This window comes from Labrenzia sp. 5N, from assembly GCF_012395805.1.
Lineage (GTDB): Bacteria > Pseudomonadota > Alphaproteobacteria > Rhizobiales > Stappiaceae > Roseibium > Roseibium algicola.
This window is the reverse complement of sequence record NZ_JAAZTM010000019.1, coordinates 56988-82249: the sequence shown is the minus strand read 5'-3', so window position 1 is coordinate 82249 and position 25262 is coordinate 56988. Positions and strand designations below refer to the sequence as shown.

Sequence of the window (25262 nt, the reverse complement as noted above, 5' to 3'; positions counted from 1 at the left end):
GCGGCGAGATATCTCAGCGCCAGGTGAAACCGGACAAGATCTGGTGCGGCACAACCACGTACCACCCGAAGCCGACACTCCTGCTTTGCGGCCTGGACCTCGACAAGAACGCCGAGCGCGACTTCAAGCTTACCGACATCGACATGTCAACGATGCGCCGAACTGATGAAAAGGAGCAAAACGAGAGAAGAGCGCTGCAGAAAATATTTCGGCTGTGTCTGTCGTTCAGCCAAGCTTTTGCCGCACAACCGGAGCCCAAAAAGTGTTCGATATTTTGATAACGACGTTCTATCGGTTGCCAGCGAAGGGCCACATCAAGATCCATAAGCGCTCAGGCAGGAGCTTTGTACGAATCAAGAAAGTGGAAGACTATATAGCAAACGCCATGGAGTGATTGTGCGGTCAGTTGTGGGGCTGGCCACTGAACAAAAAAGAAAAAGCCCTGAAAAATCAGGGCTTTATCTTAAAATCTTGGTGCGGTCGAGAAGACTCGAACTTCCACGGGTTTTACCCCACAGCGACCTCAACGCTGCGCGTCTACCAATTCCGCCACGACCGCATATTCGATTATTCCCGGCGCCTCTCAGCGTCGAGGCGCTCCATGTAGCAAAAGGATTTTGGGGGCGCAAGAGGCCTTTTTGCATTAATTCACAGGCACGCGATTTTTCTTATGCAGAAATGCTTTAGTCCCTCACAGAGGGCCATCGGTGCGCATGGGCCGGATGTCCGGCGGACGCATCAGAACTTCCGTGATCGAGATGCCTATCCGCTCACCGAGCAAAACCACCTGCCCCTTGGCGACCAGCGTATTGTTGGCATAGATCTTCACATCGTCGTCTTCGGCCACATCAAGGTCGATAACGGCGCCACGCCCCATACGTAGCAACTGGTGGACAGGCATCTCGTTCTCCCCGAGAACGACGGAAATATCGACTTTGATTTCATCGAAGGTAGTCATCGGACGCCTTGATCCTTAAATAGGGCTACTGACCCGCCAGCGCTTAACCATACCACGGCATGGCAAGCCAGCTCAAAAAACAATGAAGTGTCATCCACATGTCACCCGCCGATAGAGACGCTCTTTCCCTTAGTTTTCTGCCAGTTTCCGGCTCGCGGCCGGTCGAATGGCGGATTTCCGACGAACTGGTCGATTATGAGACCGCTCTTCGGGAAATGGATGAAAGGGTCCAGAGAATCATTGCCGGCGAAGCCGACGAACAGGTTTGGCTGCTGGAGCATCCCCCGCTCTACACCGCCGGCACCAGCGCCAAGGACAGCGATCTTGTCGCTCCCGACCGCTTTCCGGTCTACCGGACAGGGCGCGGTGGACAGCACACCTACCATGGGCCCGGGCAACGCGTAGCCTATGTCATGCTCGATCTGAAGCGGCGTCAGCAGGATGTACGGGCTTTTGTTTCCGCACTTGAAGCCTGGCTCATCAGCACGCTCTGGCACTATCACATTCGCGGCGAACGCCGGGAAGACCGCGTCGGCGTCTGGGTGCGCCGGCCAGACCGCGGGGCGACGGTCGAGGACAAGATCGCCGCAATCGGCATCCGCCTGCGCAAATGGGTCACGTTCCACGGCATCAGCTTCAACGTGGAGCCTGAACTGGAGCATTTTGACGGCATCGTGCCCTGCGGCATTACCGAACATGGCGTGACCAGTCTCGTGGATCTCGGCCTGCCCGTTACCATGGCCGAAAACGACAGCGTCCTTCGGGCCGAATTTGAAAAGATATTTGGCCCCACGGTTTCCGTGTGAAGCCACTCGCGCGGTGGAGGCTGCAAACGGGTGCATTGAACTCTAGGTAATATCGAGTTCAAACTCGAGTTGTGTCAAAAACCAAAAAGCAACCTCAAGAAATTCCATTGTTATTTTTGCGAGTAACATTCAAAATCGCATGAAGTTTTCATTTTTTTAGTTCAAAGACGGCTTAGAAGCCGGTCGGATTTAGTATTCCTTCATTCAGATGAGCGAATACAGACACAAACCTTCTCAACTATGGGAATGAAGTTTGTGACCCAGGCTCTCTCAGTTCGCTCCCGCCGGAGCGTGATCACCAAAATCCTGCTGGCAGCCGCCGGCGTCATTGTTCTGATCTTCGCCGGCTTCGGCCTCTTCAACGACACCCTTCAGCGCAACGCAAAGAGGGACGAAGTTCGCGACTACATGACCGGTGTCGGCCAGTCGGAAGTCAATATCGTCACAAACTGGTTCGAAGCGCGCATGCTGCTCATCGAAGCGTTGTCCGAACGCATTGCCAAGCAGCCCGAGGTAACGCCCGAGTTCTTCGACCTCAAGACCCTGACCAGCAATTTCAGCGCGACCTATTTTGGTGTGGAAGCAGACGGCGCCTTCAACATGTGGCCGCCGGCAGATCTGCCCGAAGGCTACGATCCGCGCGTACGCCCGTGGTACAAGGATGCCGTCACAAAAGGCGGACCCGTGATCACCGCCCCCTATCAGGACGCCTCAACCGGCAATCTCATCGTGACGGCTGCAACACCGGTAAAAACCGGCGGCACCCTTTCCGGTGTGGTCGGTGGTGACTTTGACATCACCACCTTGGCGAACATGCTCGCCTCGTCGAACATGAGCGGCCTCGGATACGTCTTTGTGGCCGACTCCCAGGGCACCATCCTGGTGCACCCGGACAGCAACATGATTTCCAAGCCGCTCAGTGAGCTGTTTCCCAACGAGCCAGTCAAGGTCAGTGCAGAACCGCAATACGCGTCCAGTGTGAATGGCGACCGTATCGTCCAGTTCGTTCCGGTCACCGGTTTGCCGGTTGACTGGCAGATTGGCCTCTCCGTTGATCGGAACGCCGCCTTTGCGAGCCTGACGAGCTTTCGCTATTCGGCACTCTTTGCGACCGTGATTGCAACCGTGCTGATGCTTGCCATCCTCGGTACCCTGTTCCAGACACTGCTGGCCCGTCCGCTCGCGTCCGTGACCAGTTCAATGGCCCAGATTGCGGAAGGCGATCTGGAAACCCCGGTCCTGGGCCTGGAGCGGAACGACGAGATCGGCTCTATCGCCAATGCCGTGGAGGTGTTCAAGACCAACGGCAAGGAACAGCGTCGCCTGGAAGCCGAACGCGCCACCGAGCAGGAAGCAAAGCATCGCAGGGCAGCAACCGTCGACCAGTTGCTTGGTGGTTTCAACCAGGAAATCCGCAGCGTTCTGGAAACCGTTTCCAACGCCACAGAAGAACTGGAACGCACCGCCCGCGAGTTGGCTCAAACTTCCGAACAAAGCTCGACCGATGCGGAATCGGCTGCCCGGACCACCGGCGATACTGCCGCCAATGTCCGTTCGGTTGCCGCAGCCTCCGAGGAACTGACGTCCTCCATCGCCGAAATCGCCCGGCGTGTTGAAGAGCAGGCCGGCATTTCCGAACGGGCCTCCAACGCGGCTTCACAGACGGATCAGACCGTACAGAGCCTCGTGGCGACCACCGACCGGATTAGCCAGATCGTCAGCCTGATCAACGACATTGCTGCCCAGACCAACCTTCTGGCGCTGAACGCCACCATTGAGGCGGCCCGCGCCGGTGAAGCCGGCAAAGGCTTTGCGGTTGTTGCATCGGAGGTGAAATCCCTGGCCAACCAGACTGCCCAAGCGACAGAGGAAATCGCAACGCAGATCCAGGCGATGCAGACAGTTTCGAACCGCGCTGCTGAAGCCATACGCGATATCAGCAACGTCATTGCGGATATGTCCGAGATCTCCAAGGACATCTCTGTGTCGGTCGAACAGCAGAGCCTGGCGACCAATGAGATTTCGCGAAACGTCAACGAAGTCTCCACGGGTACGGACGCCATCTCCGAGACGATTATCCAGGTCTCCAGTGGCGCTCAGTCAACCGGCCGAAACGCTGCGGATGTTCTGTCAACAGCAGAGGCACTGACCAGCGAATCCGCCAACCTCAGCTCGAAGGTCGACCGCTTCTTCGACGACATCCGCGCTGCCTGATCTGGCACTAAGGCAAATGGAAAAGGCGGGCCGCTGAGCCCGCCTTTTTTGTTGCCATACCGGCAAACAAAGCTCGCTCAAGAGCTGAGCGTCAGGTGCCGGCCGCACCGCGCCCGGCTATTGAACGCAGAAACACTTTCAGCCTTTCAGTTCCACCCGGCGACCACCCAAGTGCCCGCAGCCGGTCTGTCGTCATTTCGCCTGGCGCCTGGTCCGATGCTGCCGGCACCTCAAGGTTCAAACCTGCTTCGGCCGCATAAAGTGCCAGAAGGTCCTGGCGGTCGAGCAGAAGATCCGAGACATTGTAGATTTGAAATGGTTCTTCATTTACCCGTCGCTCTTCCAGAACCAGGGCAACGGCAGCAGCAAGGTCGTCCCCGTGAACTTCCGTTCCCCTGCGCGGGGCAATCAGAATACCGGATGCAAAATCCTTGAAAAGCCCCGACCATTTGTGGTCTGCCGAGCCTGACCCTGGACCGTAAACACCGGTCGCTCGCAAAACGATGCCGCTCATACTCTGGCAGCATAACGCCTTGAGTGCCGCTTCCCCTGCAAGTTTCACCTCGCCATAAAGCGTATCGGGTGCTGGTGCATCCGTTTCCGTGAGCTTTTCGCCTTGTCGGTGATCACCGTAAACAGCCCTGCTGGAGAGGAAAACGACTGTCCGGCATCCCATCTTCGCGGCCGCTTCAAAAAGACGTCGGGTACCGTCGACATTCAGCTTCCTGAACCGCTCTGGATCGTCCCCCTCACCGCCCCGGAACTTGCCGGGCTCATGGACCAGCGCACAATGAACGAGTGCATCGGCTTGCGGCAGTTGAGGATCCGGATCAGCAAGGTCATAGGCCTGAAAGGCTGCCGCGACGCCGTCAACCGGACGCCTGCCAAGAAGCGTAACCGTGCAGCCATCGTCAAGCAGCCGCTTCAGGATAAACCGGCCAACTGTTCCGCTCGCCCCCGTCAGAAGTACATGCATCAGGACGCCTGCTTTGCCGCCCACTCCAGAGGTCCTGGCAGGCCGGCCATATCGTCCGGAATGTCGACCCCGGTCGCAAAAGCCTGCCAGAGATCGATCAGAGGACGCAACTTGGCGGTCTTTTCATGCCCCTCCTGCCAGGGCTTTTCATACTGGTAATGCAGCACATGGATCTGCTTCCAGTTCCAGAGTTCAGGTAAGTTGAACCAGACATACTGGAGCGTGTTGAAGAACACCGGCAACCCGTGCCAGTCGGGAAAATAGTTTTCCAGAAACGTCTGGTCCGTGCGCCGCCAGAAGGCCTCCGGCCTGTCCAGACGCGCCAGCATGGCCTCGAACGTGGCCATATTCGGCCGGGCGGTAAAGACACCGCTGTTCAACCGATGAAAATCCTGCAGGCTTTCGTAGACATTGGGCGCTGCGCAGAACTCGGGATAGTCAAATAGCTTGTCGCAGTTCTGCAGCACGATGGCATCGGCATCGATGAAGATGACCCGGTCATATTCCTCTAGTTGCCACAGCCGCAGCTTGACGAAGTTGTCCAGAGGCGTGTGAAAGACCGGCTTTCCGCCCTTTGTGAACGGGGCCGCCTTGTGGATGCGGCCGCGTTCATGGCGCGCGTTGAAGCTTTCGCTCGTTGGCAGGCGCTCACAACGGCCAAGCCGCGGACCGAATTCCGCAAGGGCGGCAAGATCCTCCTCACCGACCCCGGGCGTGTAGAGGACCACGAGGTCGGCTTCGGTTCCCGAATGCCGGAGCGAGCGCAGAAGCGCTTTCGCCCCGAGCACATAGTCCCGGTTCGTCACCAGTGTCACATAGGCACATGTGCTTCCAGGTGCCCGGTCGAACTGAGGAGCGTCTTTCATTCCCTGCCTCAGGAGACGGATTTCAGACGCGGATGTTCCGGATCCCGTTCGATCTCATCGGCAATTTCCTTGGTCCAGGCGGACACTGCCGGTACGCGGCTGCGGTCGACGCGGTAGGCGAAGTTCTTCGCGACGTCCACTACCTCGCTCAACAGGCCTTCTTCCAGCGTGATCGGATTAAGGCCCAGTTCCAGGAACTGCTTGTTCTCGACGACCAGATCGTTTTCTGCCGCTTCCTTGCGCGGGTTTGGCAGATAGGCAACCTTCGAGCCGGTAAGGCGGGAAATCAGCTCTGCCAGATCCCGCACCCGGTGGGTCTCGGTCATCTGGTTGAACACCTTGACCCGGTCGCCTTTTTTCGGCGGGTTCTTCAACGCCAGTTCAATGCAGCGAACCGAATCCTGGATATGGATGAAAGCCCGTGTCTGGCCACCTGTACCGTGAACCGTCAGCGGATAGCCGATGGCTGCCTGGATCAGGAACCGGTTCAGAACCGTGCCATAGTCGCCGTCATAGTCGAACCGGTTGATCAGCTGTTTGTGACGAAGGGTCTGTTCCGTATGCGTACCCCAGACGATCCCCTGGTGCAGGTCGGTGACCTTTAGCCCGTCGTTCTTGGCGTAGAACTGGAACAACAGCTGATCCAGGCACTTGGTCATGTGATAGATCGAGCCGGGGTTGGCCGGATAAAGAATTTCCTGAGCCGCTTTGGAGCCGTTCAGGGTCTCGACGTCAACCGACAGATAGCCTTCCGGAATTGCCGCGCCGACACTGGAATAGCCGTAGACGCCCATGGTGCCGAGGTGGACAAGGTGCGCATCGAGATCCAGCTCCACCATCGCGTTGAGCAGATGGTGCGTGGCATTGACGTTGTTGTTGACCGTGTAGTTCTTGTGCTGATCCGATTTCATCGAATAGGGCGCAGCGCGCTGTTCGGCGAAGTGGATGATGGCATCCGGCCGGTTCTCTGCAAGCCAGGCCTTGAACACTTCGTAGTCGCGGGCAATATCGATCAGGTGGAACCGGATTGTATTGCCGGTTTCCTGCTTCCAGATCCGCGTGCGTTCCTGGATCGAATCCATGGGCGTCAGCGATTGCACGCCTAGCTCGGCATCGATCCAGCGACGGCTCAGATTGTCGATGATATGAACTTCATGGCCCTGATCCGACAAATGCAAGGATGTGGGCCAGCCGACAAAACCATCACCGCCAAGTATCGCAATCTTCACTGAAAATCTCCCGGTTTCACGTTTCGGCACCGACCGCGCGGCACCGATTGCTTCATCTGAAAGATCAGATCATTGCGATATTTCCGTGACAACTCAACTTCGAATGTCGCGATTGATATAGAAAAGACGATTGGCCACAGCCGGTTAAGCCGTATCACGCACCTCGAAGGCACCCGAGCAGGGCTCTACCGGCTCAAGATCCTTGACCAGGTTTACCCTTGCAAGAGACGGCCCATGCCAGAGCACATCCAGCATGTCGACAACGGTATCGGACGGGCCTGAAAACACGGCTTCGACCCCACCGGAGCTGAGATTGCGCACCCATCCGGCCAGTGCCCTGTCTTCAGCTTCACCCGCACACCAGGCGCGGTACCCAACACCCTGGACCCTGCCCTCAATCAGCACGTGAACGGTCAATGGATCGGCGGTCATTCAGGTCTCCGAAGTTCGCGATGCTGCAAAAGCTTAGTGCAAACCTGCCTGTTCGCAAACGTCTGCGTGCGCTTCAGGCTGTGGACACTTGCGTATCGCGCTTCTGCTCGTCCAGCATGACCAGCAGCGACGCACCGACAATCACCAGCGCTCCCGGCCAGAATGCGCCGCTCGGCGCAAAACCGAAAGCGAAGAAGCCAACCGCGATATTCAGCGGAAGCTTCAGGTGGTCGAAAGGCTGCACGAAGGCCGCATCGGCCTTCTGGTAGGCAAGGGTCAGCAAGTAGTTTGCCAGCACCGTCAGGGCGCCGGCCCCCACGAGCAGCCACAGCGCCGGACCGGTTGGCACGATACCGCCCTCTCCCAGCGCAAGCAGTGCATTGACCGGTGTCAGGAGCAGCAGCAGGTAGATGGTGATGGAATCGGCATCTTCAGTTGCAGTCAACTTTTTGGTGACGAGAGAAGTTCCTGCCCAGAATGCAGCTGCCCCGACCGGCAAAAGTGCTGCCAGGCTGAAGCCTTCCGTCCAGGGCTCCAGAATCACCATGCCGCCGGAGAAGCCTGCCAACGTCGCGAGCCATCGGATCAGGCCAACCCGTTCCCTGAAGAACAGCTTGGCGCCGATGATCACGAAAAACGGCGAAGTCATCACCAGGGCGATTGCCTGCCAGATCTCGACCCGCGCGAGACCGGCGACCCACAACTGGATTCCGATCACCGCAAGAACACCCCGCGCCAGATGCCATCCGATCTGATGTGTCTTCAAGGCGGAAAAGCCGCGCCGCAGGACGAATGGCAGGCCAACGAGAAGGCCCAGCGCATATTGCCAGAAGGCCGCGGACGTTGATGGCACGCCCAGTTGCATGGTCGAGGCCTGCAGGGCGCCGTTCACGATGGCAAACGAAGCCCCTGCCCCGATCATGGCAAGCGCGGCAAATATGGGCTTCTTCGAATTGTTTGACATGGGCGTCCTATCTGCGATCCGTTCCGTCATCGTTCAGAACAGTCTCAAAAGACACACGCCCACCGGCCATCAACGAATGGCGGCGGTCAAGTTCTCTCTCATCCGGACTTTCGGGCGGCTTCGTTTGACGCCACCTCAACCGTCGGCTCCGGCATCTCACCGGATCTGCTGACCTTCGAACATTTTATCCGAAGCGCTCGCGGGCTCCGGGTTTCCCCGATACCGCCGGTGGGGAATTTCACCCCGCCCCGAGAACTGCTCTCCAAGAGCTTTCAGTATCCCTGAAATAGACAGGATGCAATAGTGGAAGCATGCCGAAAGGCACCTCAACGGAACATCAGGCCACGCAAACCCGGTTTCTGCCAGCCTGCTTGGCGCTGTATAGCGCTTCATCAGCCCTGGCGATGGTCTGGCTGATTTTCTCGCCGTCACGAACGGTGGCAGCCCCTATGCTGACCCGCATCGAGATGAGCTGCTGATCATGCAAGTGGGGCACGGTTTCGACGGCCTTTCGAATGCGCTCGGCGATTTCGAACGCTTCATTGAGGTCGCACCCTTCCAGCAGGCAATAGAACTCCTCACCGCCCGCCCTTGCAAAGATATGCGGCTCTTGAAGTTCACGTTTCAGCAGGCCGACAAGATGATTGAGCGCTGCATCGCCGCAGGCATGGCCGTATCGATCGTTGATCAGTTTGAAATGGTCAACGTCCAGCACAAGGATGGACAGGCTGGCTGACGTCTTTTGTGCCCGTTCCTTTGCTGCAGCTGCCAGCTCGAAAAACCTGCGACGGTTATAAGCCTCTGTAAGAGCATCGCGCTCTGCTGCCCACTTGAGCTGCTCTTCCAGACGTTTGCGTTCAGTGATGTCGAGCATGGAACCAGCAAGGCCGTTCACCTCGCCGGAGACCCGGTCACGTGTAACAGCCTTATGGAAGGTCACCGTTCGGCGCTCGCCATCAGCATAGCAAACGTCCGCCTCATAGATCTGAACACCCCCCTGCTGCATCAGCTCTTCGTCGGCCGCTTCATAGACCTTTGCCAATTCAGCTGGTGCTACGTCATAAACACTGGCACCGTTCACCTTGCTGGCCGGCAAACCGATAAACGCTTCAAAAGCCTTGTTGCAGCCGCTGTAAATGCCGGCCCGGTTCTTGAAGAAGATCGGTGAAGGCAGGTTGTCGATTGCTGACTGAAGGTTATCCCTCTCAATGGCGAGATCGCGGCATTTGCGGAACAGCCCACCCTGCCGCGCGATCACGAGTTCCGCGCGTTTAAGGGCAAGCAGCAGAAGGTCCGCGTCGTCGGCGTCGACAACATCATCCACACCGCCTTCCAGCAATGTCAGCTGAGTTTTTGCTGCCAGTTCTCCCGACGAACAAGCGATGATGAGGGTCGTATCCCGTATTCTGTGAAAATCGCAGGTCGGCAATTCCCCCGTCGCCCCGACATCCAGAAGACAGACCTGAAACGGGCAAGAGGAGAGCGGCTGGACAGTGACCTGGTGCAGGACGTAACCGGCTGGAAGCGACGGCGGCGGTCTTTTGGCAGGCGAATAATACCCAACGTCAACCGCCTTTTCAGACGGTACCGACGTATTTTGGGTATCCGTTGCATGCATCCGTTCTGCCAAGGCGCACTCCTTTGAGCTTAACCTACGGGAAAATCGATAAATTCGGAGTTAAGAAAGTTTGCCGGCAGCAAGAAGCCACTCTCATTGCCACCGTGTCGGAGTGGACGCCATTAGCGGGTCGCGAAATACGCGGCTATGTCTTGAGGTCTATCTGCTATCAATACCGGATTTTCAGCGGCCAATTCTTCACGGCTACCGTAGCCCCACAAAACGCCAATGCCTGCCACTGCGTTGGCGTTTGCTCCGACAAGGTCATGCTTGCGATCACCAACCATGACCGTCTCCGACGCCTGGATGTTTTCCTCGCTCAGGATATGCGCGATCAGCTCGGCTTTCGCGGACCGCGTACCGTCCAACTCCGCACCGTAGACCTTTCCGAAAAAGTCCATCAGGCCGAAATGCTCAACGATCCGACCTGCGTAACTGTGGGGTTTTGAGGTACAGACGTGAAGAAGAAACCCGTCTTTCCTGAGTGTTGTCAGCAGTTCGGGAATACCCTCGATCAGCGAATTCTCGAACAGTCCCGTTACCGTGTAGCGCTCGCGATAAAAGGCTACGGCCTGATCCAGAACAGCCTTGTCTTCCGATCCCAGAAGAACCTTGAAGCTGTCCCAGAGCGGCGGCCCGATGCACCAGCGCAGTTCTTCCACATCAGGTGCCTGCCCACCCATCTTTTCAACCGCATACCCGATTGAACGGGTGATGCCTTCAAAGGGGTCAGTCAGGGTTCCGTCCAGATCGAACAGAATGGTCGAAGTCGTCATGATGCCCCGCAACGTATTGAAAAAGAAAGCGGCCTGGACCGGATGGTCGCAGGCCGCTGAATATCGGCAGTATCCGACGCCTGTCAATCAGGCTGCGTTAGGCGCATCACCCCGGATCAGGAAAACTCCATGATCACGGCGTCAACGGCAAGGCTGTCGCCGGGCGTTGCCTTGATGGCGCTCACGACACAGTCGCGCTCCGCTCTCAGCACGTTTTCCATCTTCATGGCCTCAACGACGGCAAGCTGCTCACCTGCCTTGACTTCCTGTCCTTCGGCCACCGCGATGGACACCACCAGACCAGGCATCGGGCACAGCAGCATCTTCGACGTGTCCGGCGGCAGCTTCTCCGGCATCAGGGCATCCAGCTCGGCAATCCGCGGTGTCATCACTTTCGCGACGACGGAATAGCCCTGCCAGTCAAGGCGATAGCCACCGCGCAGGGTCCGGACCTGTACCGTCACATCCTTGGCGCCGACCTTGCCCGACCAGAGCGGATCACCTGGCGCCCAGTCAGCCTCTACATTGACAACAGGGCCATCGCCGATCGCGACATCAATTTCGACAGGCGTCCCCGGATACCCGGCAGCAAGCCGGATCGGAACATAGGTCTTGTCGAGCTTGATCACCCAATCCTCGCGGATGGCACCGGAATGGGCCCGCAACCGCCCGGGAAGGTGGTCCAGACGCTCGCGTTGCAACGCTCCCATGGACAGGGCAACGGCTGCAAGAACCGCATAGGCCTCGTCATCGGGAACCGCCGGCTCGAAGCCGTCCGGATATTCGTCTGCGATGAAACTGGTAGCCAATTCGCCCGACCGCCAGCGCGGATGGTTCATCAGCGCTGTCAGGAACGGTACATTGTGCTGAATACCGTCGACGTAAAACGCATCCAGAGCTGAACTCATCGCATCGATCGCCTCCGCCCGTGTCGGCGCATGGGTGATCAGCTTTGCGATCATCGGGTCGTAGAACATCGAAATTTCCGAACCCTCGACAACGCCGGTATCGTTGCGGACGGTAACACCGTTGCTGGCTTCTTCCGCCGGCGGCCGGTAACGCACAAGCCGGCCAATGGACGGCAGGAAATTGCGGTAGGGATCTTCCGCATAAATTCGGCTTTCGACCGCCCAGCCGTTCAGCTTGACGTCTTCCTGGGCAAGGTCCAGTTTCTCGCCGGCGGCAACGCGGATCATCTGCTCAACCAGATCGATGCCGGTGATCAGTTCGGTCACCGGGTGCTCCACCTGCAGGCGCGTGTTCATTTCCAGGAAGAAGAAGCTCTTGTCCTGCCCGGCGACGAACTCGACCGTGCCGGCGCTGTCGTAGTCGACGGCCTTTGCAAGCGCGACGGCCTGCTCACCCATCTTGCGGCGCGTTTCCTCATCGAGCAGAGGCGACGGCGCCTCTTCGATGACCTTCTGGTTGCGCCGCTGGATCGAGCATTCACGCTCGCCCAGGTAAATCGCATTGCCGTGCTTGTCGCCCAGGACCTGGATTTCAATATGGCGCGGGTTTTCGATGAATTTCTCGATGAAAACTCGATCGTCGCCGAAGGAAGATGCCGCCTCGGATTTCGAGCGGGTGTAGCCATCCCGCACCTCGTCCGCATTCCAGGCGATGCGCATGCCCTTCCCGCCACCACCCGCGGACGCCTTGATCATGACCGGGTAGCCAATGTCCGCTGCAATTTCGACGGCCTGCTCCGGGCTTTCTATGACGCCAAGATAACCCGGCACCGTGCTGACCTTCGCCTCGTTGGCGAATTTCTTGGATTCGATCTTGTCGCCCATCGCCATGATGGCGCGCGGGTTCGGGCCGATCCAGACAATGCCTTCCTTCGCCAGCGCTTCGGGAAAGCTGGCGCGTTCGGACAGGAAGCCATAGCCCGGATGCACGGCTTCAGCCCCGGTCTCCTTGCAGGCCGCGATGATCTTGTCGGCGATCAGATAGGATTCCGACGCCGCCGCGGGACCGATGTGAACCGCTTCGTCTGCCATTTCCACGTGAAGGGCATCGCGATCGGCATCGGAATAGACTGCAACTGTCTTTATGCCCATGCGGCGGGCCGTCTTGATGACGCGACAGGCAATCTCACCACGGTTGGCGACTAGTATTTTGGAGAACATGAATTTCCACCCAGCTGGACGATTTTCCATTTTGTAGGCTGCGCCACTTTGGCACGCAACTTATCCAAAGGGCGAGACGTGATTTTGCGGATAGTTGCCCAAACACTCAAAAACGGCATGCCGCGACAAGGACTGGCCAAAGGTAGTTCCGTGGAAAAGCGTCTATTTATCCGAATTTTAATAAAATTATTGCAGGAATTACCAAGGCAATGGGGAACAAATAAATGAAACGCATCCTTTCAGCGGCAATTATTGCGAGTGCTTTACTACCAACTTCCGCACTGGCGGAAACCGCCGGCAAGTGGAAGAGCGGCGAAATCAATGGCTTTACACGTTACTGGACCACCAACAACCTTGGCGCGAACTTCGTAGTCTGGTGTCATCCGAAACGCCGGATCAACGGCACCCTGCTTCATATTGATATCGACGGAAAAATGCCGCCACCACGTAGCAGGATCAAATTGATCATGGACCGCGAGATCCTGGAGCTGCCTATCAACGAGCAGGGCTACGTGGAAACGGCTTGCGCCGCGTGTTCCGACAGCTTCGGCTATGTCTGGCACCGTTTGCGGTCATCCCATTCCCTTGCGGTGAAATTCCAGGACGACAGCTATGCTGGATTTTCCCTGCGCGGCGCCCAGAAAATCATTCCCGGTAACGTTTGCCCGACCGACTGGCAGAAACAACACCCCAGGTCCTGACGTATGGCGGCCTGGCCAAGGTCTTGTGGCACGCCAGGTCGCTAGATTGCTTTCTTGATTGAAGGGCTTTTAACAGGACACCTGTAATTTTCGTCGGTGACAGATTACGGAAACGGCTCGATGCGCACCGCCCTCTTTTCTTTTTTCTACCTGACACTTGCCACGAGCTTGCCGGCAATCGCAGCCGATTACGGCAAGTGGCATACCGACACGGCGTATGGCTACGAGCGCTACTGGACAGAAAGCTCTTCCGGAGCAAGGTTCACGATCTGGTGCCCGCCCAATCATGCCGTCAGGAACACCCTCATCGGCGTGCGCATCAAGGGTCGCAGGCCGGACCCCGGGTCCACTGTCCTGGTCGAGCTGGATCACAAGCTGATCAAGTTCAGGGCCGGAAACGACGGTTACATTTACAACGATTGCCCGGCCTGCTCTGACAACATGACCTATTTCTGGCACCGGCTGCGCTCTTCGGTAAAATTCGCCGTGCAACTGGAAGACAGACGCTATTCGGGCTTTTCCCTGAACGGCGTTCGAGAAGCCATGGCGTGGTCTGTCTGCTCCAGCCAGATGGCCCAGAATACGCGGTAAATTCCCGGTAGAGGTCTGACCGATGCGATTTATGTGCTCGCAATCACATTTGCGCGCCACAAGTTGGTGCACACTTCTCCTGTCACCACCTTTCCGGACCGTTCTGTTAGACTAAACCTTCAGAGCGTTCTTTCCGGTGGCAACGGCACGTCAGGAGACTTTCATGCGGAAAATGCTTCTTTGCGCAGCAGCGCTTGCCCTTCCCGGCCTTGTCATGTCGACGGCGGCCGAGGCACGTCCAGACCTTCGCAAGATGACCTGTGCCCAGGCGCAGAACATGGTGCGCCAGCACGGTGCCGTGGTATTCACCACGGGGCAGTACACTTATTCGATGTTTGTTTCGAACCGTAGCTACTGCGACCGTAACCAGGTCCTGTTCACGCAGTTCGGCCAGACGCGGGATACACCACGTTGCCCTGTCGCGTTCGAATGCAAGGAACCGCTGTTCCCGCGCGGTCTTTCGCGTTGGGACTGACCTGACAGACAGCAAACAGGCCGGAAAATCCGGCCTGATACAATCTCGTGTGTCACTGCCGCGGACCAGCTATCGTCTTCCGGAACCGAGCGAATGAATGCAAATCGGCTCTTCTTGCTAGAGCGGAATATTGTCGTGCTTTTTCCACGGCATATCCGCCTGCTTGGACCTGAGCAGGGCCAGAGCCTTGGACACACGCCGGCGAGTGGAATGCGGACGAATGACATCATCTATGTAGCCGCGTTCCGCAGCGACGAACGGGTTGGCGAAACGGTCTTCGTAATCCTTCGTCCGCTTGGCGATCTTCTCCTTGTCGCCGAGTTCGGACCTGTAGAGGATTTCGACCGCCCCTTTTGCACCCATCACCGCGATTTCAGCAGACGGCCAGGCGTAGTTGATGTCGCCGCGGATGTGCTTGGAGCTCATCACGTCATAAGCACCGCCGTAGGCCTTGCGGGTGATGACGGTAATCTTCGGCACGGTAGCTTCCGCGTAGGCAAACAGCAGCTTGGCGCCGTGTTTGATCAGGCCGCCATATTCCTGCGACGTGCCGGGCAGGAAGCCTGGAACATCGACGAAGGTCACGATCGGAATGCTGAAACAGTCACAGAAGCGGACAAACCTTGCAGCCTTGCGGCTGGCGTCGGAATCCAGCACGCCGGCCAGAACCATCGGCTGGTTGGCAACGATGCCGACAGTGCGGCCCTCGATCCGTCCGAAACCGGTAATGATGTTGCCCGCGAAACTGCCCTGAATTTCGAAGAAGTCGCCCTCGTCGACTGTCTTCAGAACAAGTTCCTTCATGTCGTAGGGCTTGTTCGGGTTGTCCGGAATGAGCGTGTCGAGGCTGGTGTCGATCCGCTCCGGGTCGTCGTAGTTCGTCAGCTCCGGCAGGTCCGCACGATTGTTCATCGGCAGATAGTCGATCAGCCGGCGCATTTCCTGCAGGGCTTCGACGTCGTTGTCGAAGGCACCGTCCGCAATCGAAGACTTGGTGGTGTGGATCGACGCGCCGCCCAGTTCCTCGGCCGTCACCGTCTCGTTCGTCACGGTCTTCACCACGTCCGGTCCGGTGACGAACATGTACGACGTGTCACGCACCATGAAGATGAAGTCCGTCATGGCCGGGGAATAGACGTCGCCGCCGGCACAAGGACCCATGATGAGCGAAATCTGCGGAATGACACCGGAAGCCAGAACGTTGCGCTGGAACACTTCGCCGTAACCGCCAAGAGCCGCGACGCCTTCCTGAATACGGGCGCCACCTGCGTCGAACAGGCCGATGATCGGTGCCCGGTTCTGCAGGGCCATGTCCTGAAGCTTGGTGATCTTTTCCGCATGCGTTTCGGAAAGAGACCCGCCGAAGACCGTGAAATCCTTGGAGAACACGTAAACGGTCCGACCGTTGACTGTTCCCCAGCCGGTGATCACGCCGTCGCCGGGGATATGCTGCTCTTCCATGCCGAAATCGGTACAGCGGTGCTGTTTGAACATGTCGAATTCTTCGAAGGACCCCTCGTCCAGAAGAATTTCAATACGTTCACGCGCAGTCAGTTTGCCCTTGGCATGCTGCGCATCGATGCGGCGTTGCCCGCCGCCAAGCCGCGCGGTTTCGCGGCGTTGTTCCAATTCGGCCAGAACTTCTTTCATCCGGTCCTCCCAAAACTTGAGCTTGGATCACGCCGTAGCATGATCCCCCGACAGAGCCTAGTCAGCACATGGGCTTATGGGGAAACTACGCCCCGTGAACCTTCCCAGCCAAACGCCCACAGAAGCCGGACGACGCGCTTGACGAATGTCCGGCAAAAGCCTTTATGTCCGCGCTTTGCCCGATCCCAAACCTGCCCTAACGTTTCCGCGCGCCGGGACAGACCAGGATCACTTCAATACGTGCCCTTTTTTGAAGCACGATTTTCAAACTCGAGAAATCTCATTTCAGGTCCAGGACCCATTCTTAACGGAGTATATTAATGTCAGGAAATTATGTTGTTGATCATCGTGACGGCGTCATCACGCTCGCGCGCCTGCAATATTTCGACGTCAGCCAGGCGAACCTCAAGGAAGATCACAAGAACTGGCTTCGCAGAAACGTCGTACCGCTGCTGAAGGGCAACGGCAGCATCAGTATCGTCGGACTTTCCAGCCGCAGCGGCAAGGCAGCCTTCAACAAGGCCCTGTCGATGAAGCGGGCAAATGCCGTTAAATCATTTCTGGAAGAATGCCTTCTGTCCAGCTTCCCATTCGATCTGGTCGACGGACTTGGCGAATCCCTGGCTGAAGAAATGGGTCAGGAAGACGGCGTTGAAGACGGACAGTTCCGTGCCGTGATGATTTACGTGCATTCCCTGCCAACGCCGCCCAATCCGAAGGTCATCAAAACGCCCAAGAAGATGAAGCCCAAACCAAAGGCGGCTTCCACCTTGTGGGTCGGCATCGGTGAAAGCCATTCAGGCGATCTTGTTGCTGTCGGGCGGTACAACTGGAATGGACGCCTTTACCGGGCCAGCGCCGATGACAACGGCTATGTCGATTACGTTGACCTCATGGCAGACGGCTGGAAAATCGGCGGCGGCCTGGGGGGCAGTGTCGGCGGCATTGTCATCGTGGCGCATGGTGTCAAGACGCCCAGCGAGTTCAACAAGAAGGGCGAATGGTCTGATTGGGACCTCGATCTGGCGATTGCCGGAAAGCTGGGGGACGTGCTCAAAGGCATCAAGGGCATCGGCAAGATCGTCAATACGATGGAGAAATACGAGGAACTGAGCCATGCCGCGATCGAACTCACCAAGAACAAGGGGTTCGTCAAGAAAGGTCTCTACACAATTCCGATGCTTGGCGTCGGTGCAGGCCTCCACGTTTGGACCGGGCGCAAATACGGCGACGTCTCGGTGATCTCGGTCGGCAGGACACTCATGCGCTAGCACCCTGTCTCCGGCCACCGATCCGCACACGCACCGGGCAGCAAATCAGATTTCGATCATGCTGCCCGACCTGCCCATCGACTGTGCATATTGGATTGAACACAACTTCTGCCTGACCGAACAAGCAGATGTTACCACTCCGGTCTGGCAGGTTTTGACGGGCAGCAGACGCCCCCGATCCGGCCCCTCGTCTTTCCCGGCCAAGCCTGGCAGCAAGGATGCCGTAACGTTCATTTGAGCCCGTCATTTTGGCGAAGTTTGCACGCGCAAGCGGCGAAAAACACCGCCTTCAAATCCTTTTTCAGTGGTCGAAAAAATATATTCAACCTGAGGGAACCTCAGGATTTTTCGATGAATTTCAGCTCGTTGCCTAATTTGCAGGCACTGTCGCCGCGACATTGAACTTTGACACCTTTCAGAATTTTGCCATGATTGCCCAAGAACGAAGCATCGGCAAAGGGGAGGCAATGGCGGACGAACGCACTTTCTTCAATGAAATGCTCGACGAGGCCAACAAGCCGCGCCAGCCATACGCCCGGCTCGCCAAATGGCTGGAAGACAAACCAGCCAACTTTCTGACCAAGAAGGGCCGCGACGCTGAAACCATTTTCCGCAGACTTGGCATCACCTTCGCGGTTTATGGAGCGGAAGAAGCTACCGAACGGCTGATCCCGTTTGATCCCATCCCGCGCATCATCTCGGCTCCGGAGTGGCGGCGCCTGTCTGCCGGCATCGACCAGCGTGTGCGGGCTCTGAACGCCTTCCTGCACGACATCTACCATCGCCAGGAAATTTTGCGCGCAGGCAGGATCCCGGCGGAGCTCGTGCTGCAGAACGAGGCATTCCTGCCTGAAATGGCCGGGTTCACACCTGCCCGCAAGGTCTATGCCCACATCATCGGAACCGATCTGGTCCGCGTGTCGGAAAACGAATTCTACGTGCTGGAGGACAACACGCGCACGCCTTCCGGTGTCTCCTACATGATGGAGAACCGGGAGACGATGATGCGTCTCTTCCCCGAGCTCTTTCAGAGTCACCGGGTCGCCGCCGTGGAGCAATATCCCGAGAACCTCCTGCAGACGCTGGAAAGCGTTGCACCGGATCCCTCGAAGTCTTCGCAGACGATCGTTGTCCTGACCCCAGGCATCTATAACTCCGCCTATTTCGAACACGCTTTCCTGGCTGATTCCATGGGCGTGGAACTGGTGGAAGGCCGGGATCTGTTCGTTGATGCCGGACATGTCTACATGCGCACAACGCGCGAACCGAAGCAGGTCGACGTCATCTACCGGCGTATCGACGATGCCTTCCTCGATCCACTGACCTTCAATCCGGGCAGCATGCTCGGAGTGCCGGGCCTCTTCGATGCCTATCGCGCCGGCAACGTCACCATCTGCAATGCGCCGGGAACGGGTATTGCCGACGATAAGGCGATCTATGCCTATGTCCCGGACATCATCGAGTTCTACACGGGCCAGAAACCGATCCTGAACAACGTTCCGACGTGGAACTGCTCACGGCCGGATGACCTCGCCTATGTTCTGGATAATCTTGAGGACATTGTCGTCAAGGAGGTCCACGGTTCGGGCGGCTACGGCATGCTGATCGGTCCGACCGCATCGAAGCGGGAAATCGCGGAATTCCGGAAAGTCCTGGAAACCAACCCTTCCAACTATATTGCCCAGCCGACCCTGGCGCTGTCGGCCTGCCCGACGCACGTCGCTTCGGGTGTCGCCCCGCGCCACGTCGATCTGCGCCCCTACGTGCTGATCGGTGATCAGGTCCGCATCACACCAGGTGGCCTGACACGGGTTGCCCTCAAGAAAGGCTCGCTCGTCGTCAACTCCAGCCAGGGTGGCGGCACAAAAGACACCTGGGTACTTGAGGACTGAGAGAACCAGATGCTCGGAAGAACCGCCTCTTCGCTGTTTTGGATGTCGCGCTACCACGAGCGTGCCCAGAATGTTTCCCGTCTCCTTGAGGTCGCCTGTCGTGGCGCCATCATCTCCCACTCGGGTCAGGAGGACGGAACCCACTGGACCTTCGCCCTCGCCTGCTCGGGGTGCGAGACCGGATACAAGCAGAAATACGAGGAACTGAACGGCCGCAACGTGGCGGCCCATATGATCTTTTCCAAGGAAAACACCTCAAGCGTCCGCAGCTGCCTGGAACTTGCCAGGAATAACGCTCGTGCCGTTCGCACCGGCATCACGGCTGAACTCTGGGAAGCCATCAACACCACATGGATCGAGTTCACTGACGTAAACCCGCAATCCATCACCCAGGAAAAACTGCCGGACTTTCTTGCCTGGGTTAATCAGCGGGCGCACCTGTTCCGGGGCGCGCTGCTGAACACGATCCTGCGCGACGACGGTTATTTCTTCAGCCAGATGGGCAATTTCGTGGAACGGTCGGACAACACGGCCCGCATCCTCGACACCTACTACTGGACCCTGCTGCCGGACAGCGACATCATCGATGACGGCTCTCTGGAGCACTATCAGTGGTCCGCGATCCTGCGTGCCCTGTCCGGGCGGAGAAGCTACCGGTTTGCGTATCCGAATGCCCGACTGAAAGCGTTCAACATTGCCGAGTTTCTGATCCTCAGAACGGAAATGCCCCGGTCCCTTGCCCATTGCTACGACTGGATGGCCGATACCGCGGAAGACCTGGCCCAGTTCTATGGTTCGCGCGAACCAAGCCTGGACATGGCAGCGGACATGGCAAAAGACTTGGCTGAAAAGCAGATGCACGAAATCTATCAGCAGGGACTGCATGATTTCCTCTCGGATTTCATCAACAAAAACAATCTTTTCGCCCATCAGCTTTGCGAAGACTACAATTTCGCCTGACCCTGGAACCCCGCAGAACCGGTGCAGCATGCGACTGACTGTCAGACACACGACCCGATACCGTTACGAGACGCCACTCGCCAACGCCATGCAGCAGTTGCGCCTGACGCCCGAGGATGGCCCGAGCCAGAGAGTTGTCGAATGGTCAATCGAAGCACCCGGCATTGAACGGGCGACGACCTACAAGGACGCCTTCGGCAACCAGGTTCACATGGTTTCGCGCAGCGAGCCGATCGAGGACGTCGAGATCACCGCCAGCGGTATTGTCGAGACGACGGATACCAACGGAATTCTCGGCCACGAACCGGATGCCGGCATCCCACCGCGGATCTACACAAGGGTTACTCCGCTTACGCAATCCAACCAGGCGATCCGCAGATTGGCGGCCAACGCGGAGGGACATGACAAGATTGCCGGTTTCCATGCTCTGATGCATGCCATCCGCGACAAGGTCGACTACAAGGTGGGCGTCACCGAGACGCATGCTCCGGCCACTGCCGTGCTGGCCGCAGGAGAAGGCGTCTGCCAGGATCACGCGCATATTTTCATCGCCGCCGCACGTTCCATCGGCGTTCCGGCAAGGTACGTTTCCGGCTATCTGCTGCTGGAAGACGAACAGGCTTCGGAAGCCCATCATGCCTGGGCCGAAGTGATGATAAACGGTCTTGGCTGGACCGGATTCGACATATCCAACGCAATGTGTCCGACCGATCGCTATATCCGCTTGACGGTGGGCCTGGATTCCCGTTCAGCTGCCCCTATCAGGGGGATCCGTTTTGGCGGGCTTGAGGAAAACCTGCATGTTGAGGTCGATGTGGCCCAGGCCGCGTTCCAGCAACAGCAGTAAGTGTCCTTTCAAACCGACCGAACAGGCTCACTCCAGCAAAAGATATTAAAGGGCAACCTGCGCCCTGCCTGATGGATGCTTGCCCTTTGGGGGCTCCAGCAACGGGTCTTGGCGCAGTCTGAGGGCTTGGGAATGACCTATTGCGTTGGCTTGAAACTGGATCGCGGGCTGGTGTTCGCCGCGGACACACGCACCAACGCCGGTGTCGACAACATTGCCACCTTCAAGAAACTCCATGTATGGGAAGAGCCAGGCGAGCGGGTGATCACCCTGCTCTCTGCCGGGAACCTTGCCGTCACCCAGGCCGTCGTCTCGCTTTTGAGTGAGCACATCACGTCCGCGGAAAGCGACCGGGCGACGCTGATGACCGCAAAAACCATGTTCCAGGTTGCCCGCCTCGTCGGCAGTGCGGTTCGTGAGGTCAAGGCGATCGACGGCGAAGCCCTTGCAACAAGTGCGGAAAACTTCTTCGTCACCTTCATTCTGGGCGGCCAGATCAAGGGTGAGGAACCGCGCATGTTCCAGATCTATGCGGCCGGCAACTTCATCGAGGTCTGTGAAGACACGCCCTATCTGCAGATCGGCGAGCACAAATACGGCAAGCCGATCCTGGACCGGGTCACGCGTGCGGACATGCGCCTCGGTGAAGCGGCCAAGCTGGTGCTGCTGTCCTTTGACAGCACGCTGAGGTCGAACCTGTCTGTCGGCATGCCCATCGACATGTTGCTCTACAACACCGACAGCTTTTCCACCGACCGCCAGGTGCGCATCCAGCAGGACGACCCGTATTTCCAGAAACTGTCCCGGGGCTGGTCCGACAAGCTGCGGCAGGCCTTTGCCGATATTGAGGAATTTGAGGTCTGATCCGGCAGGAAACTGTCAGGCGGACGTCACAATCGATCAGTAGAAGCGGACCGGACCCTTCCGGAAAGTGAGTATCCATGAGCAATTCCAGCGACGTCGCCGAGCTTGATCCAACCGCATGGACCAGGGAGCCGGCTAACGAACCGCTGGAAATCAATGATGCTGCGCTCAGGGCCGTGCGCGAGATGATCAAGTTGGGCCAGCGCACGCAGCTGGTCGAACTGCTCAAGCGCTGGGACCCCGTCGACGTCATGCAATTGTTGACGCGGCTGCGCCTGAAACATGCCCGCAAATTGTTCCAGTGGTTGCCAGCCAACCCGTCGATCAAGGTCATTGCCGAGCTTCGACCGGAATACCGTTCGATTCTGATGGAAGAATCCACCCTTGAGCAGTTTCGGGATATTCTCGCCGGTCTCGATCCGGAAGATGCCATCGAAATTCTCAATGAGTTTCCGGACGATGTCGCGGACGAATTGATCGCGCGCTTGCCGGATGTGGAAGACATCGCAACGCGCGGTTCCTATGCCGACGACACCGCGGGCCGCGTGATGGCCCGCAAGTTCGTTGCCCTTCCCGAAACCTGCACCGCCGGCGAAGCCGTCGCGCAGATGCGCGCGGAAGCCAGCCGCATTCGCAAGGTCTTTACCGTTTATGTGACCGATGCCGACGGCAAGCTGACCGGAACAGTGGAAGTCGGCAAGCTTCTACTCGCTCCGGCGGACGCACCCTTGTCCAGCTTCATGAACCGCGACGTGATTGCCGTTTCCACGGACACTGACCAGGAAGAAGTGCTGCGGCTCGCCCGAAAACGCGACATGCGCACTGTGCCGGTCGTCAGCGGAGAAGGACACCTGATCGGCCGGATTACGCCCAAGCAACTGACACGCATCGCGTCGGACGAAGCCAATGAGGACATGCTGCTGATGAGCGGCGTTTCCTCAGAAGCCCGGTCGGATGACACGGTGCTGCGCATAGTACGCGGCCGCCTGCCCTGGCTGCTCGCCGGCCTGGTGGGGGCCAGCGTTGCTGCAACGGTGGTCGGTTCCTATGAAGACCAGTTGGCGGAAGCCGCCATCCTGGCCGCTTTCATTCCCGTCACCATGTCGATGGCCGGAAACGCGGGCCTGCAGGCTTCCGCTGTGGCGGTGCAAGGCATTGCGACCGGCGCCTTGTGGTCCGGCGATATCTTCTACCGCCTGCTGAAGGAACTGGTGGCGGCGCTCTTCAATGGCGCTATCGCCGGCACGATCCTGGGCTGTCTCGTACTCGTGGCTTCACTGATCGTGCCGCTGGAAGACCCGCTGCACCTTGCCCTGGCCACATCGCTGTCACTGCTGTGCGTCACAACGCTCGCAGCCATGGTCGGCGCCACCATACCAATCATTCTGGACAAGATCGGCATTGACCCGGCCATGGCCATCGGTGTCTTCATCACCTCGTCCAACGACGTCCTCGGCGTGCTCATTTTCTTTCTGATGGCAACGACGTTCTACTTGGGGTGAAGCCAATACGCTCCACACCATATCGCAGGGAAATTGTCACGCTTCTCGCAGGATCAAAACCGCCGCGTCGAATTCCTTGCGCTTGTAGGCCCGGACGAGAGCAGCTTCCGCGTCTTCGCCCCAGCGCTCGATGTTGAAGTCCTCTTCCACATGAGCGGCCGTCCAGGCGGCATCGGCGTCGAGGTAGTCTTCCAGCAGACCAAGCCCCAGGAGCGCGGAGCCTGTCAGGCTGGTGATCGTATGGAGCGCTGCGAGGCGCATCGGGGTCAGGTCGGAAAGTCGGGCCCGATAGGCGGCAAGCAGCGGTTCCGGCTGGGCAGCGTGAATGACACCTTCGATCAGCACGAAACGGCCGCCGAGCAACCCGCCTGCCCAGTCCACGACCGGATCCCACAAGCGCCTTTGGGTGTCGATAAGGCTTTGCGGATCGTCCGCGCGGTAGCACAGCGCATCATTGCCGGCAAACCGGGTGATATCGTCAGCCACTTCGCCAAACCGGATGCTGACTGCATCAAGCGCTGAATTGGAAATCCGGGTCAGCGGCATGGTGGCCGGATTGATTTCCTTCTGCTGGGCCTGCCATTCGGCGGCAACCGCTGCAGCAAGCGCCTCACTCGGCAGCAACAAGGCCGCCTTGCCCGGTGTCTTGACGGGCCTTCCGTCCAGATGGATCGCGAAACCGCCGTCCACGGCAACATGGGTTGCTTCCTTGTAGAAACGCTTAGGCAATTCGCGCCGGGAGAGTTCGCGCGCCCGCTGCTCCGGATCCTTGGCCGCATCTTCCTGCAAGGTTTCAAGAAAGTCGCGCATCACATTGTTTCCTTGTCGAAATCCAGAAGTTCACCAAGTGCCAAATCCAGCTCGCCATAGGTCTGGATGATCTTGTCTGCACCATCAGCACTCAGCCGGTCATGATCATGATAACCCCAGGCAACGCCCAAGGCATGTGTGCCGGCGGCCTTGGCCATCGCCATGTCAAATCCGGTATCACCGATCATGAGGGTTCGTGTCCTGTCCGCTCCGGTCTCCGCCATTGCACGAAGCACCATGTCCGGATGAGGCTTGGAGGGTGAGGTATCGGCGGTCTGGACAGTCACGAAGCGTCCATGCAGATCATGGGTATCCAGCATGTGCTTGACCCCACGCATCGCTTTGCCGGTGGCAATTCCAAGAAGGACATCGTCACGCGCATTCAACCGGATGATAGCCTCGCGAGCACCCGGATAAAGCGGGTCGAGATCCAACCCTTCCCTCCTGCGGGACCACTTCGCCTGCTTATACGCGTTGGACATCACCGGGATTTTGTCCTGGTGTTCAGGTCCAACGAGATCCAGAAAAGCCTCGTCCAGCGACCGTCCGACGATTGAGAGCGCCGTTTCCCGGTCAGGCATGGGCAGGCCCGCAGCCTCGAAACCGACCTGCAGGCCCTGCAAAATGGTTTTCTGACTGTCCACCAGCGTGCCGTCGACGTCGAAGATGATCAGATACATGGGCATCCTGTGCCAAGCGAACGGAAAGTAGCCCGCATGTGCCGGGTTTTC

General features: G+C 58.1%; 24 protein-coding genes, 1 tRNA gene and 1 riboswitch. Of the genes, 12 read left to right on the top strand and 13 right to left on the bottom strand.

Features of this window, described 5'->3' with window-relative positions:
* Window positions 1–23 precede the first annotated feature (23 nt).
* On the top strand, window positions 24–278 hold the full coding sequence (locus HEP89_RS20295) for a hypothetical protein (RefSeq protein ID WP_168692921.1): 255 nt from the start codon (window positions 24–26) through the stop codon (window positions 276–278).
* 194 nt (window positions 279–472) lie between these two features.
* Here HEP89_RS20295 and HEP89_RS20290 read toward each other — a convergent pair.
* Window positions 473–559, bottom strand: a tRNA-Leu gene (locus HEP89_RS20290).
* Between the two features lie 132 nt (window positions 560–691).
* Window positions 692–958, bottom strand: coding sequence for a FliM/FliN family flagellar motor switch protein (locus HEP89_RS20285; RefSeq protein ID WP_022998287.1), 267 nt, complete (start codon window positions 956–958; stop codon window positions 692–694).
* Between the two features lie 98 nt (window positions 959–1056).
* Here HEP89_RS20285 and lipB point away from each other — a divergent pair, with 98 nt between their 5' ends.
* Both lipB and HEP89_RS20275 read left to right on the top strand, forming a co-directional pair.
* A complete protein-coding gene (gene lipB / locus HEP89_RS20280) occupies window positions 1057–1764 on the top strand; it encodes a lipoyl(octanoyl) transferase LipB (protein ID WP_168692920.1) in 708 nt (235 codons plus the stop codon).
* Window positions 1765–2019: 255 nt separating this feature from the next.
* A complete protein-coding gene (locus HEP89_RS20275; protein ID WP_168692919.1) occupies window positions 2020–3978 on the top strand; it encodes a methyl-accepting chemotaxis protein in 1959 nt (652 codons plus the stop codon).
* A 91-nt stretch (window positions 3979–4069) separates the two neighbouring features.
* On the opposite strand, the gene HEP89_RS20270 is transcribed toward HEP89_RS20275, so the two are convergent.
* The 8 genes from HEP89_RS20270 to HEP89_RS20235 form a co-directional block, all read right to left on the bottom strand.
* Complete coding sequence (locus HEP89_RS20270; protein WP_197923260.1) at window positions 4070–4978, bottom strand: NAD-dependent epimerase/dehydratase family protein; 909 nt, start codon at window positions 4976–4978, stop codon at window positions 4070–4072.
* The gene (locus HEP89_RS20265) at window positions 4954–5820 is read right to left on the bottom strand and encodes a glycosyltransferase (RefSeq protein WP_168692918.1); all 867 of its coding nucleotides are present in this window, start codon (window positions 5818–5820) and stop codon (window positions 4954–4956) included. Before HEP89_RS20265 ends, HEP89_RS20270 begins: the two co-directional genes overlap by 25 nt.
* 8 nt (window positions 5821–5828) lie before the next feature.
* Window positions 5829–7049: an NAD-dependent epimerase/dehydratase family protein gene (locus HEP89_RS20260; RefSeq protein ID WP_168692917.1), complete on the bottom strand. Its 1221-nt coding sequence runs from the start codon at window positions 7047–7049 to the stop codon at window positions 5829–5831.
* 144 nt (window positions 7050–7193) lie between these two features.
* Complete coding sequence (locus HEP89_RS20255) at window positions 7194–7481, bottom strand: acylphosphatase (protein WP_022998281.1); 288 nt, start codon at window positions 7479–7481, stop codon at window positions 7194–7196.
* 73 nt (window positions 7482–7554) lie between these two features.
* Window positions 7555–8445, bottom strand: coding sequence for a DMT family transporter (locus tag HEP89_RS20250; protein ID WP_055656600.1), 891 nt, complete (start codon window positions 8443–8445; stop codon window positions 7555–7557).
* Between the two features lie 86 nt (window positions 8446–8531).
* A riboswitch (FMN riboswitch) is annotated at window positions 8532–8705 on the bottom strand.
* Between the two features lie 77 nt (window positions 8706–8782).
* Window positions 8783–10075, bottom strand: coding sequence for a diguanylate cyclase (locus tag HEP89_RS20245; protein ID WP_209014782.1), 1293 nt, complete (start codon window positions 10073–10075; stop codon window positions 8783–8785).
* A 110-nt stretch (window positions 10076–10185) separates the two neighbouring features.
* Window positions 10186–10839 carry an HAD family hydrolase gene (locus tag HEP89_RS20240; protein WP_031268327.1) on the bottom strand — a complete coding sequence of 218 codons (654 nt, stop codon included), beginning with the start codon at window positions 10837–10839 and terminating at the stop codon, window positions 10186–10188.
* 116 nt (window positions 10840–10955) lie between these two features.
* The gene (locus HEP89_RS20235; RefSeq protein ID WP_152510583.1) at window positions 10956–12968 is read right to left on the bottom strand and encodes an acetyl/propionyl/methylcrotonyl-CoA carboxylase subunit alpha; all 2013 of its coding nucleotides are present in this window, start codon (window positions 12966–12968) and stop codon (window positions 10956–10958) included.
* 224 nt (window positions 12969–13192) lie between these two features.
* Here HEP89_RS20235 and HEP89_RS20230 point away from each other — a divergent pair, with 224 nt between their 5' ends.
* The 3 genes from HEP89_RS20230 to HEP89_RS20220 all read left to right on the top strand — a co-directional run bounded on the left by HEP89_RS20230 (window position 13193) and on the right by HEP89_RS20220 (window position 14735).
* Window positions 13193–13669: a hypothetical protein gene (locus HEP89_RS20230; RefSeq protein WP_075282985.1), complete on the top strand. Its 477-nt coding sequence runs from the start codon at window positions 13193–13195 to the stop codon at window positions 13667–13669.
* Between the two features lie 120 nt (window positions 13670–13789).
* Window positions 13790–14260, top strand: coding sequence for a hypothetical protein (locus HEP89_RS20225; protein ID WP_168692916.1), 471 nt, complete (start codon window positions 13790–13792; stop codon window positions 14258–14260).
* Between the two features lie 163 nt (window positions 14261–14423).
* Complete coding sequence (locus HEP89_RS20220; protein ID WP_022998274.1) at window positions 14424–14735, top strand: hypothetical protein; 312 nt, start codon at window positions 14424–14426, stop codon at window positions 14733–14735.
* A gap of 117 nt (window positions 14736–14852) precedes the next feature.
* Here the strand turns inward: HEP89_RS20220 and HEP89_RS20215 are convergent, their stop codons facing one another.
* Window positions 14853–16385 (bottom strand): acyl-CoA carboxylase subunit beta, encoded by a 1533-nt coding sequence (locus HEP89_RS20215; protein ID WP_055654686.1) that lies wholly within the window; start codon window positions 16383–16385, stop codon window positions 14853–14855.
* 320 nt (window positions 16386–16705) lie between these two features.
* Here HEP89_RS20215 and HEP89_RS20210 point away from each other — a divergent pair, with 320 nt between their 5' ends.
* The 6 genes from HEP89_RS20210 (at window position 16706) to mgtE (ending at window position 23721) form a co-directional block, all read left to right on the top strand.
* Entirely contained in the window at window positions 16706–17656 is a 951-nt protein-coding gene (locus HEP89_RS20210) for an OmpA family protein (RefSeq protein WP_062488563.1), read from the top strand.
* A 467-nt stretch (window positions 17657–18123) separates the two neighbouring features.
* Complete coding sequence (locus HEP89_RS20205) at window positions 18124–19548, top strand: circularly permuted type 2 ATP-grasp protein (RefSeq protein ID WP_031268326.1); 1425 nt, start codon at window positions 18124–18126, stop codon at window positions 19546–19548.
* Window positions 19549–19557: 9 nt separating this feature from the next.
* Window positions 19558–20508, top strand: a complete 951-nt coding sequence (locus HEP89_RS20200) for an alpha-E domain-containing protein (RefSeq protein WP_022998270.1) — start codon at window positions 19558–19560, stop codon at window positions 20506–20508.
* Between the two features lie 28 nt (window positions 20509–20536).
* On the top strand, window positions 20537–21355 hold the full coding sequence (locus HEP89_RS20195; RefSeq protein ID WP_022998269.1) for a transglutaminase family protein: 819 nt from the start codon (window positions 20537–20539) through the stop codon (window positions 21353–21355).
* A gap of 132 nt (window positions 21356–21487) precedes the next feature.
* Complete coding sequence (locus HEP89_RS20190; RefSeq protein WP_022998268.1) at window positions 21488–22219, top strand: proteasome-type protease; 732 nt, start codon at window positions 21488–21490, stop codon at window positions 22217–22219.
* A gap of 77 nt (window positions 22220–22296) precedes the next feature.
* On the top strand, window positions 22297–23721 hold the full coding sequence (mgtE, locus tag HEP89_RS20185; protein WP_168692915.1) for a magnesium transporter: 1425 nt from the start codon (window positions 22297–22299) through the stop codon (window positions 23719–23721).
* A gap of 36 nt (window positions 23722–23757) precedes the next feature.
* Here the strand turns inward: mgtE and HEP89_RS20180 are convergent, their stop codons facing one another.
* Entirely contained in the window at window positions 23758–24531 is a 774-nt protein-coding gene (locus HEP89_RS20180) for an ATP12 family protein (protein WP_168692914.1), read from the bottom strand.
* Entirely contained in the window at window positions 24531–25211 is a 681-nt protein-coding gene (locus HEP89_RS20175) for an HAD-IA family hydrolase (protein ID WP_168692913.1), read from the bottom strand. Before HEP89_RS20175 ends, HEP89_RS20180 begins: the two co-directional genes overlap by 1 nt.
* Window positions 25212–25262: the final 51 nt, after the last annotated feature.